The sequence below is a fragment of the Paraburkholderia phenazinium genome (genome assembly GCF_900141745.1).
Taxonomy (GTDB): Bacteria; Pseudomonadota; Gammaproteobacteria; order Burkholderiales; family Burkholderiaceae; genus Paraburkholderia; species Paraburkholderia phenazinium_B.
This window is the reverse complement of sequence record NZ_FSRM01000002.1, coordinates 903,860-920,355: the sequence shown is the minus strand read 5'-3', so window position 1 is coordinate 920,355 and position 16,496 is coordinate 903,860. Positions and strand designations below refer to the sequence as shown.

The 16,496-nt window shown below is 61.2% G+C and carries 17 protein-coding genes; 10 read left to right on the top strand and 7 right to left on the bottom strand.

What is annotated here, in order from left to right:
• The first annotated feature begins 335 nt into the window (after positions 1-335).
• Positions 336-1,469: a porin gene (locus BUS06_RS24180; protein WP_438803556.1), complete on the top strand. Its 1,134-nt coding sequence runs from the start codon at positions 336-338 to the stop codon at positions 1,467-1,469.
• 158 nt (positions 1,470-1,627) lie between these two features.
• Here the strand turns inward: BUS06_RS24180 and BUS06_RS24175 are convergent, their stop codons facing one another.
• Complete coding sequence (locus BUS06_RS24175) at positions 1,628-2,584, bottom strand: IclR family transcriptional regulator (protein ID WP_074266948.1); 957 nt, start codon at positions 2,582-2,584, stop codon at positions 1,628-1,630.
• Positions 2,585-2,823: 239 nt separating this feature from the next.
• On the opposite strand from BUS06_RS24175, the gene BUS06_RS24170 reads away from it, so the two are divergent.
• Positions 2,824-4,521: an acid phosphatase gene (locus tag BUS06_RS24170; RefSeq protein ID WP_074266947.1), complete on the top strand. Its 1,698-nt coding sequence runs from the start codon at positions 2,824-2,826 to the stop codon at positions 4,519-4,521.
• 125 nt (positions 4,522-4,646) lie between these two features.
• Here the strand turns inward: BUS06_RS24170 and BUS06_RS24165 are convergent, their stop codons facing one another.
• The 4 genes from BUS06_RS24165 to BUS06_RS24150 form a co-directional block, all read right to left on the bottom strand.
• Entirely contained in the window at positions 4,647-5,309 is a 663-nt protein-coding gene (locus BUS06_RS24165; RefSeq protein WP_074266946.1) for a DUF4410 domain-containing protein, read from the bottom strand.
• 119 nt (positions 5,310-5,428) lie between these two features.
• On the bottom strand, positions 5,429-6,010 hold the full coding sequence (locus BUS06_RS24160; RefSeq protein ID WP_074266945.1) for a DUF3501 family protein: 582 nt from the start codon (positions 6,008-6,010) through the stop codon (positions 5,429-5,431).
• A 30-nt stretch (positions 6,011-6,040) separates the two neighbouring features.
• Positions 6,041-7,378: a heterodisulfide reductase-related iron-sulfur binding cluster gene (locus tag BUS06_RS24155; RefSeq protein ID WP_074266944.1), complete on the bottom strand. Its 1,338-nt coding sequence runs from the start codon at positions 7,376-7,378 to the stop codon at positions 6,041-6,043.
• 177 nt (positions 7,379-7,555) lie between these two features.
• Positions 7,556-7,978 (bottom strand): rubrerythrin family protein, encoded by a 423-nt coding sequence (locus BUS06_RS24150; RefSeq protein ID WP_074266943.1) that lies wholly within the window; start codon positions 7,976-7,978, stop codon positions 7,556-7,558.
• A gap of 231 nt (positions 7,979-8,209) precedes the next feature.
• On the opposite strand from BUS06_RS24150, the gene BUS06_RS24145 reads away from it, so the two are divergent.
• From BUS06_RS24145 to BUS06_RS24125, 5 genes are all read left to right on the top strand, one after another.
• A complete protein-coding gene (locus BUS06_RS24145; protein WP_074266942.1) occupies positions 8,210-8,569 on the top strand; it encodes a DUF3564 domain-containing protein in 360 nt (119 codons plus the stop codon).
• Positions 8,570-8,714: 145 nt separating this feature from the next.
• Positions 8,715-9,467: a DNA/RNA non-specific endonuclease gene (locus BUS06_RS24140; RefSeq protein ID WP_074266941.1), complete on the top strand. Its 753-nt coding sequence runs from the start codon at positions 8,715-8,717 to the stop codon at positions 9,465-9,467.
• Positions 9,460-9,720, top strand: a complete 261-nt coding sequence (locus BUS06_RS24135) for a hypothetical protein (protein ID WP_074266940.1) — start codon at positions 9,460-9,462, stop codon at positions 9,718-9,720. Before BUS06_RS24140 ends, BUS06_RS24135 begins: the two co-directional genes overlap by 8 nt.
• Before the next feature lie 369 nt (positions 9,721-10,089).
• A complete protein-coding gene (locus tag BUS06_RS24130) occupies positions 10,090-11,259 on the top strand; it encodes a glycosyltransferase family 4 protein (RefSeq protein WP_074266939.1) in 1,170 nt (389 codons plus the stop codon).
• Between the two features lie 281 nt (positions 11,260-11,540).
• Positions 11,541-11,936, top strand: a complete 396-nt coding sequence (locus BUS06_RS24125; protein WP_074266938.1) for a hypothetical protein — start codon at positions 11,541-11,543, stop codon at positions 11,934-11,936.
• A 127-nt stretch (positions 11,937-12,063) separates the two neighbouring features.
• On the opposite strand, the gene BUS06_RS24120 is transcribed toward BUS06_RS24125, so the two are convergent.
• Positions 12,064-12,780 carry a Crp/Fnr family transcriptional regulator gene (locus tag BUS06_RS24120; RefSeq protein ID WP_074266937.1) on the bottom strand — a complete coding sequence of 239 codons (717 nt, stop codon included), beginning with the start codon at positions 12,778-12,780 and terminating at the stop codon, positions 12,064-12,066.
• A 104-nt stretch (positions 12,781-12,884) separates the two neighbouring features.
• On the opposite strand from BUS06_RS24120, the gene BUS06_RS24115 reads away from it, so the two are divergent.
• Together BUS06_RS24115 and egtD are read left to right on the top strand one after the other, a co-directional pair.
• On the top strand, positions 12,885-13,424 hold the full coding sequence (locus tag BUS06_RS24115) for an Mpo1 family 2-hydroxy fatty acid dioxygenase (protein ID WP_074266936.1): 540 nt from the start codon (positions 12,885-12,887) through the stop codon (positions 13,422-13,424).
• A gap of 501 nt (positions 13,425-13,925) precedes the next feature.
• On the top strand, positions 13,926-14,894 hold the full coding sequence (egtD, locus tag BUS06_RS24110) for an L-histidine N(alpha)-methyltransferase (protein WP_074266935.1): 969 nt from the start codon (positions 13,926-13,928) through the stop codon (positions 14,892-14,894).
• A 44-nt stretch (positions 14,895-14,938) separates the two neighbouring features.
• On the opposite strand, the gene BUS06_RS24105 is transcribed toward egtD, so the two are convergent.
• Complete coding sequence (locus BUS06_RS24105) at positions 14,939-15,235, bottom strand: acylphosphatase (RefSeq protein ID WP_074266934.1); 297 nt, start codon at positions 15,233-15,235, stop codon at positions 14,939-14,941.
• Between the two features lie 155 nt (positions 15,236-15,390).
• Between BUS06_RS24105 and hpnA the strand changes: the two genes are divergently transcribed.
• Entirely contained in the window at positions 15,391-16,401 is a 1,011-nt protein-coding gene (gene hpnA / locus BUS06_RS24100; RefSeq protein ID WP_074266933.1) for a hopanoid-associated sugar epimerase, read from the top strand.
• The last annotated feature ends 95 nt before the right edge of the window (positions 16,402-16,496 follow it).

Here is a 16,496-nt window from a genome sequence, read left to right as displayed (position 1 = left end):
ATCAGTTCGTGTATGGACAATTATAGGAGCCGTCTAAGCGAGAAAAAATAAAAATCTGCGGCGTTAGGGGAAAACACTGATGTGGCGGAGGAAAGACACCGTTCCCTTCCTCACCTGACCACGAACGTCGGCCTACGTGCCTATTCCGTAAGGCTTTTTTGTTCACGACCGAAACCGTCCCTCCCGCGGCATTCGGGTTTCCTCGGGGCTCGAAAATTTATTTTGACCACTTCTGGAGACCCTATACTTTCCATAGGCGATACACATGCCCATAGGTGGAACAAATAAAAAGCAGAGTTTTGGCGCATAAACCAGGACCAACGCTCCCTCACTCAATGCACTACGGACGGCGGAATGGGATCCAGCCATTCGTCACACGATTAGGAGAACCAACGGTGAAAAGAATCATTGCAGTCGCACTCACAGCGATGTGCGCCACGACAGGGGCGTGGGCACAAAGCAGTGTCACGCTTTACGGTAGTCTCGATGCCGGAGTCGCGTACATCAGCAATGCCGGCGGAAGTTCGAAATGGATCGCAGAGCAGGGCAACATGCAGCCTGACCGTTGGGGTCTGAGGGGAGTAGAGGATCTGGGTGGCGGTCTGCACGCCATCTTCCAGTTGGAAAATGGCTTCTATACGACGACTGGGACAATGGCTTCGCCCGGAACATTGTGGAATCGTCAGGCGTATGTCGGTTTGAGTTCCGATCAGATCGGAACGCTGACGCTCGGTCACCAAACGCCGTTTAACTTCGATGTGCTGGGTCCGTTGAGCACGGGTTATCTCGCCGCGAGCTGGTATGCATTCCACCCGGGCAATATCGATGAGCTGGCAGATACGAGTGTCGTGCCGTTCAACAACTCGGTGAAGTTCCGCTCAACCAGCTTTGCCGGCTTCACGGTCGGCGCGATGATGGGGCTGGGCAATACGACGAACTTCGCGACCGGTCGCACCTTGAGCTTCGAGGCCAGCTACAAAAACGGGCCGTTCAATGCCGGCGCGGTTTACTCGAATGAACATGACCGCACGCCGTCGATCGTCACGACCGGCATCACGAACTTCCAGGGTGTCGCGGCCACGGCATACACGGCCGACAATGTCGAGAACATGGGTGCAGGTGCGTCCTACCAGTTCGGCAACCTGCTGGTGCATGGTCTGTACACGCGTGTGAAGCTGGAATCGCCCGGCTACTCGAGCACGTATCAGAGCTACGATGCGGGCGCGAACTATCAGTTCACGCCGTTTAACAGCGTAGCGGGTGGCGCGGCGACGACGAGCTTCGATGGTCATCGCTGGACGCAGTTTGAGATCGGCGATATCTATGCGCTGTCGAAGTCGACGCAGATTTATGTGAATGCGCTGTATGAGCGTGCGGGGTCGAATACGGATGCGGCGTTCTTCACGGCAGGCGTCTCGGATAGCCGTAATCAGACGGTGTTTCTGACGGGCATTCACCACTCGTTCTGAGTGCTACCGGATTTGTCACTACGTGGCAGGTCCGCCGATGTGGTCGAGAAAATCTGGGGCGGCCGGGCGTTTTCTTTAGAGAGTTGAGTAAGCGGCCGGTTGCCCTGCAGCCGGCCACATCGCTTTGCGGCGTCGCTTGCCCGGTTCGCCCGGTTGGCCTAGCTAGCCGCGATAGTCCTGCGGCGTGCCTCTACCGCGGTCGGATCGTCTGCGGGCGGACGGTAATTGAGGCGTGTCGACAACTCAACAGCCGCGTTGCACACCGCTGCGATCAACGGTTCGCGTTCGCTGGCGTCACCAATATCCGAGCGCGGCACCGTCACCGTCAAGGCCGCCACGATGCGGCCAGTCTGGTCGCGCACCGGCGCCGTCACCACCGAAATGCCTCGCTCGAACGAAGCTTCGCTCACCGCATAGCCCTGCGCCGCGCTTTCGCGCACCCGCTCGTTGAGTTCTTCCACAGTGGCCGGCGTGCGATCGGTAAAACGCTCGAGTTGCGGCTCCGGATAAAGCTGGCGCAGTTCGTCGTAACTAAGATCGCCCATCAACACCTGGCCATGCACAGTCGCATGCGCCGGCAGACGTGTGCCGACATGCACCTTGACCGAGCTGAACATCGGATCGTGCGCCTGGGCTTTCGCAACGAATACCACGTCGCGCTGATCGCGGATCAGAAGATGCGCGCTGAGTCCCGTCGCGTCACGCAAGCGCTCGAGCAGCGGCGTACCCACGTCCGTCAGTTCGAGCGAACTCAGATATTCGAAGCCCAGCCGCAACACCGCCACGCTCAGCCGGAAATGACGGTCGCCGTTCACGCGTTCGAGAAACCCAAGCGCTTCCAGCGTCTGCAGCAAACGAAAGGTGGTGGTACGCGGAATGCCGATGCGCTTCGATAACTCCGGCGCACCCAGCACCGGTTCACGCGCGCTGAACTCCGCAAGAATGCGCAACCCGCGCTCCAGACCCGGGACGAGGTAGGTCGAGCCGCCGGCGCTCTCGTCGTCGGCGGTGTCGGTCAGGTCGACGGGTGCTGCGGCCTCTTCGTGCGGGGCTGGCGCATCGCTGCGCGGCCTGGCCTGTTTGCGTCCCGCTCCTGTCATGTTTTCTTTTGCCATGTCCGGCTGTGGTTCGTGCTGATCGTCTATAGGACAGCATGATAGCGCGAAGCGTCACGGGCGAATTTGGCCGGATGAAGCGAATTCTGGCATCGTACGATGTCGCCGAAGTCGAACCGCTATCTGCAGCCGTGTCTTTCGTTTGACACACAAAATGACGACGTCGCGAGCGATCATTGCGGATCGTCGACGTGTGCGAACGGCACGCGAGAGCGAACCAGACCTGAGGAGCCATACCAATGAACGAAAAAGACGATTTGCCCCTGCCGCATGCGAACGCGGAGTTTGCCGGCGACGACAGCCCTGACAACCCCGAGCGGCGCCGGGTCCTCACCGGCATCGCGGCGGTGGGGCTGGGACTCGCCCTCGCCGGCTGCACCACGGAAGAGCAGGCAGCCGCCACCCCGCGCAGTGCCGCCGACCTGCGGCTCGACGCCGCGTTGCACGATCAGGTAAAGCAGATCGTGGTGATTTACGCCGAGAACCGCAGCTTCGCCAATCTGTATGGCAATTTCCCGGGCGTGCAGCATCCGCTCGATGCCGTACCGGCCGAGCGCTACGTGCAACTCGATCGCGACGGCAAGACGCCGTTGCCGCAACTGCCGAAAATCTGGGGCGGCCTCGTGCCGCAAGCGCAGGAGGTGGACGGCAAGCGCTACATGATTGGCGAGCATGACATCGCCGGTCTGAACAACAAGCCATTCCGCATCACCGATGCACAGGGCGCGCCTTTGCCAAACGGCGTGATCACGCGCGACCTGTGGCACCGCTTTTATCAGAACCAGATGCAGATCAACGCCGGGCGCAACAACCAGTTCGTCGCCTGGGCTGACTCGGGCGGTCTGGTGATGGGGCATTACCGCAGTTCCGCCGAAACGTTGCGGATCTGGAATCTCGCGCAGCAGTACACGCTGTGCGACAACTTCTTTATGGCGGCCTTCGGCGGCTCGTGGCTGAACCACATCTTCCTGATTTCCGCCCAGGCGCCGCTCGTGCCGGATGTGCATAACAGCGCGGCGAAGCAGTTTGTCTCGGTGGTCGAAGGGGATGATCCGGCCGGCACAGCGCTCAAGGTGGCGGCGCACTCGCCTGCTTCCGCGCTCGATGGGCCGCCGAAGTTCGTCAACGACGGCCTGTTCACGCCCGATGGTTACGCTGTCAACACGATGGCGCCGCCGTATCAGCCGAGCTTTGTGCCGCCCGCGCCGGGCGGCGACAAGTCGATGGCCGATCTGTCCAATCCGCGCGTGCTGCCGCCGCAGAACTACGCGACGATTGGCGATCGTCTGTCGGATAAGGGCGTCGACTGGGCGTGGTACGCGGGCGCCTGGCAGTACGCGATGGATCATCACGATACCGGCGATGTGCCCGACTTTCAGTATCACCATCAACCGTTCAACTACTTCGTCAGCTACGCGCCAGGAACCGAGGCGCGCCGCCAGCATCTGCGCGACGCGGGCGTGGGCGACGACGCGTCGACCAATCGCCTGCTCGCCGATATCGACGCGGGGCGTTTGCCGGCCGTCACGTTCTATAAGCCGCAAGGCAATCTGAACATGCACGCGGGCTATGCGGACGTCGAATCGGGCGACCGCCATATCGCCACGGTGATCGACCATCTGCAGCGCAGCCCGCAGTGGGACAACATGGTGGTGATCGTCACCGTCGACGAAAACGGCGGCTGGTGGGATCCGGTGTCGCCGCCGAAGGGCGACCGCTGGGGTCCGGGCTCACGGATTCCGGCGCTGGTCGTCTCGCCGCTCGCAAAGAAGGGCTATGTGGATCACACCGTCTATGACACCAATTCGATCCTGCGCTTCATCACGCGGGTGCACGGACTGAGGCCGCTCGACGGGGTGGTGGCGCGCGATCGTGCGTTCGCGCAAAACGGCTTGGCGCCGCTGGGCGATATGACGAGGACGCTGAATCTAGCCTGATTGGCAAAGGTGTGCGGCGGTCCTGCCAGTGCTGGTGGTGGGACCGTCGAGCGGCCCGTCTGACGTAAGTAGGCACTCACCTCGGAGGCTGCAGCCGCGTGCCTTCGCGACACCCCGTTCCGCCCTTACTGCGCTTTGGCCTTCAACTTCTCCACCACCGAGTCCGAAATCTGCTGTGCGGTATTTTTGATCGTGGATTTCTCGTCCTGGCCGGCCATCACGAACTTCGCGGCAATCACGTACGGATTGAGCTTGATGACGGCGCCGGGTTTATCTTTGCTCGAGCCTTGTTCGGTGCTCTCGTAGAGCGGTGGGAGAGTGGGCGTCGACAGATCGTCGAGCGAAACGGCCACCTGAAAGTCAGTCTGGCCCGCACCGAAACCTACCATCGCGCGACGCAAGCGGTTACCGTCGTCGACGCTCAGAAACACGCCGCGCACTTGCCAGCCCGTAGCCGGCAACGCCGCGCCGGGTGACATCCGGCGCGCGTCGATCCCGGCTTTGTTCAGATCATCCGTGAGGTTCTCCGCCATTTCGGCGACGATCTCTTTGGCATGGGTTTGCGGATCTTTCGACGAGCGTAGGGGACCGCTCGGCAACGCACTGCCAAAGCGCCGCAGTCGGCTGCCAGGGCCGCTGTCCGGCTTGACGTTGGCGACGTCGAGATCGAAGTCAGCCACATAGACGATTGGGGGCTGAAGCGGCGCGCTGTCAGCGGCGCAACTGGCAACGGCAAGCGTGCCGAGCGACGCCGCCACGACGGCGGGTTGCATCCATCGACGTAGCATGACGCGCCTCCGCGATCGTCGTATTGACGCCGCTATCCTACATGGCCGAGCTTGCCCAGTAAGGTTGGCACGCACTTATTTGCGCAAGGGATAAACCCCTAGGGTCTGCGCCGGGCACCTCACGCAAGATCCTTCATCAACGCTGCCCGCACCTTCGGCTCGATAGCCTCGGTCGGCACCGGATAATTCGGATGATCGCAGCCGATCTGCAGCGCCGCGCCGTCGCGTAGCTTCGCTTTCATCGCGGGCGTCAGTTCGAAGCGGACGAAATGCACGGCCGAGGTCTTCTGCTCGTTTTCGCGCTCCAGGTCCTCGTCGGCGATCGCATAGACCGGCGGCTCGCCCTCCACCTGCAGGAACACGCGGTCCTCAATCCCAATCAGCCGCGCCAGCGCCGCCTGCCGCTCGATCTCGTTCTCGTATTCGATCTGCATTGTCGCCTTCAGATTGCTGCCGTCCGGCACCAGCGGCAAATAGGCGTTCAGTTCGCCCTGAATGCCGTCCTCGTCGAAAATTTTCTCGATATGGAGCATCTCCTGAATCTGATAACGGATCGTGGTTTCGTCTTCGAACAGGAACGTGACGTGGTTGCCGAGCGCGACCGTACGGTCTTTCTTGTGCTCGATCACCTTGGCGCGCATCGCGATACGCGACTTCGAATAGTTTTCGAGCGACAGCAGCGAGTTACGGGCGATGCTCATCTCGGTGTCCTTCCAGTCAGTGAGGGGTTATCAGAGGCCATACGCCTTGCGCAGCAACGTCAGCGGATGCGCAAGCTGTCCTTTCGACAAGCCGCTTTCGTCGAGCCCCTGTTCGATATGATGGCCGGCCAGCTGGCAATCCGATGAAATGTAATCGGGGTGCGGCTGCGCCATCGCCTTGAAAACCGGCGTGCCGATCTGCATCGCCGTGCGGTGGAACTCCTTCTTCACGCCGAACGTGCCGGCATGTCCGGAACAGCGCTCGACTACGGTGACCTGCGTATCGGGGACCAGCGCCAGCGTCTCGGACGTTTTGCGGCCGATGTTCTGCACCCGCGCATGACACGGCACGTGATACGCCACTTTTCCGAGGGGGTTCTTGAAGTCGGTCTTCAGGAGTCCATCGCGATGACGCGACACGAAATATTCGAACGGATCCCAGAAGGCCTCGCTGACGGCGCGGACATCGGCGTCGTCGGGGAACATCAAGGGCAGTTCGTGCTTGTACATCAGCACGCAGCTCGGAATCGCGCCGATGATCGCGTAGCCCTCGCGAGCGTATTTCGCGAGCACAGGAATGTTCTTGGCCTTTTTATCGGCGACGCCCTGCAGATTGCCCTGTTCGAGCAACGGCATGCCGCAGCACGCTTCGCTCTTCACCAGTTCGTAAGGAATTTCATTGTGCGCGAGCACGGCGAGCAGATCGTGACCGATCCCCGGTTCGTTGAAATTCACGTAACAGGTCGCGTAAATCGCCACTTTGCCGGGCGTGCGCTCGCCATCGCGCACGGCAGCGGTGCGAGACTTCTTTGCGGCACTGCGGAATTTGCGCGGAGCGAAATTCGGTAACCAGGCGTTCTTGTCCACACCAAGCGCGCTCTCCATCATCCCGCGCGCTGCAGCGGTGTGATTGACTGCGTTGATCGTTTGGGTCACCACCGGAATGCCTGCGAGGTGGCCGAGCGCGTCGGTATTCGAGAGAAACTTGTCGCGCAGCTTGACGTCGCCGCTTTTGTAGTCGATCGCCTTGGCGCGCAGCATCAGGTGCGGAAAATCGACGTTCCACGGATGCGGCGGCACGTACGGACACTTCGTCATGTAGCACAGGTCGCAGAGATAGCACTGATCGACCACTTTGCCGAACTCGGCTTTATCGACTTCGTGTATTTCGCCGGTGTCGGTGGCGTCGACCAGATCGAACAGCGCTGGAAACGCACCGCACAACGAGACGCAGCGGCGGCACCCCGCGCAGATATCGAAGACGCGCGCCAGTTCCTGGTCAAGCGCGTCCTGATCGTAGAACGCCTCCGAAAGCCAGTCGAGCGGATGCCGGGTGGGCGCCTCGAGGCTGCCTTCTTTGTGGGGCATGGAGTCGAACTCCTTGAATGCGGGTTTGCTTTTATGTTTGGTAGCCGACGGTGCACCGCACCATGCGGCGCGCCCATAAGAACGAAAGCCTGCGGACCGTGCCGCAGGCTTTCGTTGCCTGTCTAACCAGGGCCGGCGCTCGCGCCGATGCGTGCCGGGCTGTCGTAGCGCGCCGTATCAGTCAACCAGTGCTTCGAGCGCTTTCGAATAACGGTTCGCGTGACTGCGCTCGGCCTTTGCGAGCGTTTCGAACCAGTTGGCGATTTCGTCGAAGCCTTCTTCGCGTGCCGACTTCGCCATGCCCGGATACATGTCGGTATATTCGTGCGTTTCACCGGCAATGGCCGCTTGCAAATTTTGCCGCGACGAGCCGAACGGTAGTCCCGTGGCTGGGTCGCCTACCGCTTCGAGATATTCGAGGTGCCCGTGCGCATGACCGGTCTCGCCTTCGGCGGTAGAGCGAAATAGCGCCGCGACATCATTCTGGCCTTCGACGTCGGCCTTTGCTGCGAAATACAGATAACGACGGTTCGCCTGCGATTCGCCGGCGAATGCTGCCTTCAAGTTCTCCTCGGTCTTCGAACCCTTGAGTTGCGACATCTGAGCCTCCATACAAACCTGTAATGTGGGGTGCGCGACGGTGGACGAGCGATCGTCCGGTCACCTCCCGGGCAGACGCGCATGACTGCACGGTGTCTTTAAATCTAGAAGCTGGACAAGACGTTCCCCAATTGTGTTTTTCAATGCCGCCGATAGCCGTTTGCCTTGCATAACGCGAAGTCCGGTCTAGACTGTTAAGGCGATACTTCGCACTCTGTAAACGGAACTGCCATGCGCCTGACCATTCTCATCAACGGTTCCGATCCCACCGTCAGTCACGATTACGCTGTGCTATGGCTCGACACCGATGAGCGCCGGTGGTCGAGAGAAGCGCATCAAGGGATCGATCTGCCCCCTTGGGGCGAACTGCGCGACGCCGACGGCGTCACGACACTCTGCGCGCCCAGCACCGACGCACCGCTTTGCACGCTGCGCGGACTGCACGTGGACCGCAAGCAACGCGTCAGCTCGGCGCAGGGGTCGGCCGCGTGGACGTGTGTGCCGGCGCGTGCGCCCACTAATGGTTACTGGCGTCTGCAAGCTGTCGATCGTCAGCCCACGCGCGCGGAACATAGGGTGTTCGATAGCTAGGGCTGAGTTTGGGTTGAGCGGCCGGGTTGTTGTTTCTGTTGCTTCGCGTCACTTCTGATCCCACGCGTCGATGCGTCGGTTTGCTCGCGCGAACCTCACGCACGACGCTATACTTTTGCCCCCTCGTTCGTCCTATACCTCACCCATGAAGAAGTGGTTTGCCTCTCTGTTGTTCGCCGTCGCGGCTCACGCGATTGCTGCACCCTCCTCCTGCACCGACTTCACGCCCAACGCGCAATGGCCCGTACTGGCCAATGCGAGGATGGCACCGAAGACGCGCATGCTCTGTTACTCCGACTTCGCGGTCTTGCATTCGGGCATCACGCATGGACCGCTTTGGTCTGCAGAACATCTGACCCGTGCGCATATGGATGCCGCGCAGGACATGGTGCGCACCAACAAGTTTTTTGCGGACGCACGTCTGCCGGATGGTGAGGGCGCGACCCTCGACGATTACAGGCACAGTGGCTATGACCGTGGTCACATGAGTCCCGCCGGGAACCGTTGGAATCCGCAGGCGATGGCACAGTCGTTTACGTTGGCGAATGTCGTACCGCAGAATCGCGAGAACAATCAGCGTTTGTGGGCGCGCATCGAAACCTCGGTACGCGGGATCGCCTTCCGCTACGACGACACCTATGTCGTGACCGGCCCGATGTTCAATGGCCAGCAATTGCAGACCATCGGACCCACGAGAGTCTTCGTGCCGACGCAGTTGTTCAAGGTCGTGTATGTGCCGTCGAGGCAGATGGCATTCGCGGTGGTGGTCGACAACATCTCGACGAATCGCTACGACATCAAAACCGTGCACGAACTCGAAACGATGAGCGGGATCCGCTTTCCGGGCATTCCCGAGTCACTGAAGGATCAACGGCCAGGAGGACTCAAAGGTGTTTAACGCATTCGCGAACGACAACGACGTACTCAACATTGAGGGCGACGCGCTGACCGTCAGCAACGGTACGACGCGTGTCACGCTGAGCGGTACGCTCGAGTTGACCAAAGACCAACGCGGTCTGCAGGCTGCGCTTGCCTTGAAGCAGGCGCTGGATCGGGTTGTCGAAACATTGCAGGCCCAAGCTCATTTACCTGAGCGGATCAAGGACGAACCGGACGCAAAACCCGCCGTCACCGACAATCCATTCAATTGACGGATTTCTGGCGAAACCGGCCATGTCAGGCCAAAAGCGCCGACAAGACGATCGACATCGTAACAATTTGTAAAAACCTTAGCCTCCTGCCAGGCGTTGGGTGCGCTAGCACACAGAAATACGCGATTTGCAGACGTACCGTGCACGCACAAAGACTTAGCGCTGCCTGAACCGGGCGCGCCGCACCAAACAAGCCGCAGGGGCAGTCATGAATTGGAAAGATCCGCAGTTCCTCGTGGACGTCGGGCAGGTAGGCAATCGGGGTAGCCGGAAATGCGGCACCGGTGTCCGTTCGTTCCAGAAGCGTACGTGTCTCGTACCGGAAAACATTTGCGCTGCAGTCGCGCAATCGTTAGCGCGAGCGCCATCATGAGCGAACCGATTGATTCCCTGCAGATTGGCATGCACCGTCCGTCGGCCAGGGCCGATGGTCTCGACCGGATGCTCCAGACCCTGGCCGCAGCACTGCCCAGTCATGGCGTCAACGTACACGACCCGAGCGCTGAGTCGCCGGTGCTCCCACCGCTGCCCGTTTCAACCGCGCCATCGAACGCCATCGTGCAGACCTTCGCGAACGCGCAGGCGAGCCTAGCCAAACTTTTACGCCGCGCCCCTCCTAAAGGCGCGCTTGAACCGGTGCGTCAACCTGACGTGGTTGCGTTGCACTTTGCGTCACAGGCTGCGCCGACCCTGGGCAAATTCGGCAAGATACCGCGTGTCGTGCATTTTCACGGCTCCTGGGTCGACGAACATAGGACCGAACGCGGGGCCGCGTTGTTAGGGCCGATACGCTACGGCCTCGAGCGCATGGTGTACGGCGGCGCTACTCGCCATATCGTGCTGTCGCAGGAGTCCAGTGACGTCCTGCACAGGCGCTACCAGGTGCCGGAAGAAGCGATTAGCGTGGTGCCAGGATGCGTCGACACCTCGCGCTTTGCGTTACGTTTCACCAAAAGGCAGGCGCGTAAGCGCCTCGGTCTGCCGAACGATCGGCCGATTCTGCTGTGCGCGCGGCCGTTGGTCCCGGGCATCGGCCTCGACGAGCTGGTCGACGCGATCTTTATCGTCAAGAGGAGCGTGCCCGAGGTACTTCTGGTGATGGCTGGCATGGGTCCCGAGCAAAACCGGCTTTACGGGCGCATCATCGCGCGCGGTCTTGAGGAACATGTTCGGCTCGCCGGCTTCGTATCGGATGACGTCTTGCCCGAGTATTACCGCGCGGCAGACCTCACGGTTGTGCCGACCGTCAACATGAGAGACTGCGGGCTGACGGCCATTGAATCGCTGGCGACTGGCACACCGGTTCTGGTGACCTCCGAAGGCGGCGCTGCGAACGCCGTGGCGCCACTATCGGACGATCTGGTGGTGCAGTCCGGAGACCACATGGCGCTTGGCGGCGGTATCGCCGATGCGCTACTCGGCGTACGCCTCACCCCAAGTCACGACGCATGCCGCCGCTACGCTCGCAAGCACTTCGACCACTCGGTGATCGCGCCGCAAATCGCGGGAGTCTACCGCGACGCCATAGAGAAGTTCTGAGCAACACGCCGGTACCGATCAGCATATCTAATCAAGTGTTGCCACGCTCCGGCGTCATGTTCACGAGCGTGCTTCACATCGCACGCACACTCGCCTCTCGCATTTCTTAAGGAAAACTTAAATCTTCATATGCGTGAGCTTCGACGCTTACGCATTGTCCGTGAGAAGCGATTGTTTCCGTCGTTACGTTTTGTCACCAGAGCAGCGTCAACTCCTGTGATCCGGCTAGCGTTAAACCGGCAGCGCTGAACCTTTTCAGCCGCGACACACGGAGTTGATCCATGAAGATGATTCTTGCTGCTCTCGCTTCCACCCTGCTCGTTTCGACGGCGTTTGCACAAACCGCTGCACCGGCGATGTCAGGCGATCAACAAACTCAAGCGGCTGGCCAGGCAAATCTCAAAGCTGGCGGCGCGGCGTCTAAGGACGCAGCGAAGACCGACGTCTCGAAGAAGCAAGACAGCGCTTCCACCGAAAAGACCGAAGCAAAGCTTCACGCCAAAAAGATCGCGCCCACTCACACGCAAAAGACCAAGGCGCATCAGGTCAGCAAGAAGAAGCACGCCTCGGTTGCCAACGCCGAAAAAACAAAGGCCGCAGGGGATAGCAGCAAGGAGGCCAGCACTGCGCCGGTGAAGGCAGACGGCGCAAAGACCGACGCTACCAAAACCAACTAGGGTGATCGGTCGCCGACATAATCCGGCCGCCGGGGTCTTATAGTCGAAGCCGAATATGCCGTTGGGGAGGCGAGTCTACGGACTCGCCTTTTTTGCTTTTACGTAGGGCGATCGCACATGATTGAATCTACGAACGTTGATTCGCATGAGGATCGGCGAGCGCCGCGAGTATCTTGACGTCGACGATTTCTATTTCAGCATACCGCAGTTGCAGTGCACCCTGTGCTTCGAACTGCTTAAGAATCTGGTTGATGGTTTGGCGGGACAACGCCAGCATCATCGCGAGATCTTCTTGCGGCACCTTCAGCACACGCCGCAAAACACCCGGTTCGCCGTAGCCACCCGCCATCAGCAGCAAGCGACGCGCGATGCGCTGCGCCGCCGGCAACAGCGCCGCTTCTTCAATCGCGTCGAACGCGAGGCGCAGCTTTTGCGTCAACAGCAGACCGAAGCAATGCCAGTACTGTGGCGCACATTCGAGCAGCCCAGCCAGTTCCGCACGCGGCAAATGAAACAGCACGGACTCGCGCTCGGCGTATGCATCATGCGTGCGTTCGCGGCCGTCGAACAACGCGATCTCGCCAAACCAGTTGACCGGTTCGATCACCGCAAGCAGTGCTTCTTTACCGGCAAAGCTCGCTGCGCTGATACGCATGAGGCCATCCAGCACGCAGTAGAGGCCGTCGTCAGGATCCCCGCGTCTGAAGAGCCGCTCGCCTGTCTGCAGACGCTCAACGCGACCTAGCTGAACCAGTTGTGTGCGCAACGCTTCGGGCGCGGCACGGAACCACGCGCTACGTTCGAGCGTCGCAAGCGGATCATTCAGGGGCGAAGGCGAACTCATAGGCTGGCACCGTGCTGGACTGGAGTGCGGAGATTGTCGGCTACCCGAAGGTTTCAGAACCGCTTGAGCGCGATTATGATGGCTTTGATCCAGGAACGGCACCCATGAGAACGCTGACCCAACAACTGACCCAGTACGCCGCCTACCACCGCGACCGGCGCAACATCGCCACGCATTTCATCGGCATTCCGATGATCGTGCTGGCGCTCGCAGTGTTGTCGAGCCGCCCCGCGTGGGTCTTTGCCGCGCTGCCAGTGCAGCTCTCGCCCGCGTGGGTGATGCTGGTAGGGGGCACGCTCTACTACCTCGTGCTCGATGTGCCGCTGGGCGTGATGATGGCGATCTTCTCGGCACTCTGCCTCATCTGTGGTCAATGGCTCGCCGCGCAATCCACGCTCACCTGGTTGGCCAGCGGTATAGGACTATTCGTCGTCGGCTGGGTGTTTCAGTTCGTCGGTCACATAGCGTATGAGCATCGTAAGCCGGCCTTCGTCGACGATGTCATCGGCCTGCTGATCGGCCCGCTGTTCGTGCTAGCTGAAGCGCTGTTTGAATTCGGCTGGCGTCCTGCGCTACGCGAAGCAATCGAAGCCGAAGTGGGCCCGACCCGCATCAACCCGGACCGCGCCGCCGCGCATCATTGACGCTGACACCCAAACGCGATGCCAGTTTCGTCGCGATGCCAATCTTCCCGCCTCGCGGGCATTCATCGGACGGAATTCCCGGCGGCGTCGTGCGAACTGCGCTGGCACGCACCGCAACTCCGCGCATCACGCCGATACGCAAGCTTCATTTCAATTTGATGATTCCCGTGCCACGAGCCGGCCTCCTGGACGCCAGACGCGTTGCCAGCAAAACCAGGCGCCTCCGCGCATAATTAGTTCGTGCGCGATGGCCTGCGATGGACTAGAACATAACTTCACGCGTAGGCCGATCCACCATTGCGCCAATGACACGGCGCGCCGCCGCGTAACAGCGTGCAAGCGCGCTTCTTGCTTGATCACCCCGGCTAGCCCGGCTAAATCGCCGTCCATGCGGACCCACGGTCCGCTCCTTCCTGACGCGTGCGACGCCTCCCGTGTCGCGCCCGTGAACACTCTACCCAGACAGATAATCGTCAGAAGAACGTGAAAACTGGAGCAAGCATGACTCAGCCAGCCCTATCGCATGAAGTCTCGCCCGAGTTCGCCAATGAAGTCCGCGCCGGCCTCACACACGCGCCGCAAAAGGAGTTGCCGTCCAAGTACCTGTACGACGAAGTCGGCTCCGCGCTGTTCGAAGTGATCACCGTGCTGCCCGAATATGGCGTGACGCGCGCCGAGGAACGACTGCTAGCAAAGCACGCAGCGGAGATCGTCGAGCAGCTTCCGCACGACGTCACCGTCGCCGAACTGGGCAGCGGCAGCGGCCGCAAAACGCGCCGAATTCTGGAAGCGCTGTGTAAAAAGCGCCCCACCTCGTACTTCCCGATTGAAATTTCGCGCGCTGCGTTGCAATTATGTCGGCGCGAACTGGGCGACATCGAACGCATTTCGATCGTCGGTTACGAGCGCGACTATCTGGCGGGCCTCGCAGAAGTGAGCAAGAAGCGCGCTTCGGGCGAACGGCTGCTTGTGCTGTTTCTCGGCAGCACGATCGGCAATTTCAGCCGCCTCGCGGCAACACGCTTCCTGCGTTCGATCCGCAGCATGCTGGCTCCCGGCGACGCGTTGCTGCTCGGCACCGATCTCGAGAAGCCGATCCCCGTGCTGGTCGCGGCCTACGACGATCCGATTGGCGTCACTGCGTCGTTTAACCTGAACCTGCTCGCGCGGATCAACCGCGAACTGGGCGGCGACTTCCCGCTCGATGCGTTCGAGCACGTGGCGCGTTTCAATCCCGACGCGCGCAGCATCGAAATGCATCTGCGCGCACGGCGCGCCGTCACTGCGCATGTGCGGGCCGCGCAACTGACGGTGACGCTGGAAGAAGGCGAGACCATCTGGACCGAAAGCAGCCACAAGTACCGCGCTGAGGAAGTCCACGCGATCGCCGACGATGCCGGTTTCGCGTGCAGTCATCAGTGGGTCGAGCGGGAGTGGGGATTTGCCGAGAGCCTGCTGGTCGCACGGTAAGAAACGGGTGGCCTGGTAACCACCCTTAACCGCGACCGCTCAGCCTAGTGCTGTTCGAAGCGCTCGTAGCGCTTTTCCGTTGACCGCTCTTCGCCGGCCACTTCGCTCACGCGGGCGGCCGGCGGCCCATGGCGCAACCACGAGAGCATCCGGTCGACCTGATTGGCCGTTCCCTGCAAGATGGCTTCGACCGAGCCATCGTCGAGATTCGCCACCCATCCTTTGATACCGAGCGCGTGCGCCTGGCGTACCGTCGCGTGGCGAAAACCCACGCCCTGCACGACGCCGCGCACCTGCACGTAATACGTTTCGATCCGCGAATCCAGATCCGGGCCTGTCATGCCGTCCTCTCAAAGCAAACTTTCAAGCGGGCATTCTAGTCGTCTCGTGGCGAGATTGCTTGCACGGCATCACCCGTAAGAAGTCAGCGCAATGCGACACGCTCTGCACGCGCCACGTACAATCCGACGACCGCCACGCAGGGAATTGCAAAAGAATGATGGATCAGAATCGCGATCTCGTACTCGTCACCGGCGCTTCCGGCTTTGTCGGCTCGGCGGTGGCGCGCATTGCGCAACAGAAAGGTTTCAGGGTGCGCGTGCTGGTGCGCGCCACCAGTCCGCGCCGCAATGTCGAAGCGCTCGATGCCGAAATCGTCGTGGGCGACATGCGCGACGAAGCGTCGATGCGCGCCGCGCTGCGCGGCGTGCGCTATCTGCTACATGTCGCGGCTGACTACCGTTTGTGGGCGCCGGACCCGGGCGAGATCGAACGCTCGAATCTGGAAGGCACCGAGGCGACCATGCGTGCGGCGCTGAAGGAAGGCGTCGAGCGCGTCGTCTACACCAGCAGCGTGGCGACGCTGAAGGTCACGAGCTCCGGCCAGTCGGCCGACGAGACTTCGCCGCTCAAGGCCGAGCAGGCGATCGGTGTGTACAAGCGCAGCAAGGTGCTGGCAGAGCGCGCGGTCGAGCGGATGATTGCCGAAGACGGCCTGCCCGCAGTGATCGTCAATCCTTCGACGCCCATCGGCCCGCGCGACGTGAAACCCACGCCGACCGGGCGCATCATCGTCGAGGCGGCGCTCGGCAAGATTCCGGCTTTCGTGGACACCGGCTTGAACCTCGTGCACGTCGACGACGTCGCGGCCGGCCACTTTCTCGCGCTCGAACGCGGCAAGATTGGCGAGCGCTATATCCTCGGCGGCGAGAACCTGCCACTGCAGGCGATGCTCGCCGATATCGCCGCGCTCACTGGACGCAAAGCCCCGACCATCAGCCTGCCGCGATGGCCGCTCTATCCGCTGGCGATGGGCGCCGAAGCGGTGGCGAAAATCACGAAGCGAGAACCGTTTGTGACCGTCGACGGTCTGAAGATGTCGAAGAACAAGATGTACTTCACGTCCGCGAAGGCGGAACGCGAACTCGGTTATCGCGCACGACCTTACCGCGAGGGTCTGGCCGATGCGCTCGAGTGGTTCAGGCAGGCGGGGTATCTGAAGGCGTGAGGCCGGACCCGCACGCACTTTGTTACAACGTCGCGCGACCCGCGGCGGGTTAAAGCCCGCGCGCAACAGGTAAAATCGCGAGTCTTACCAGAGAA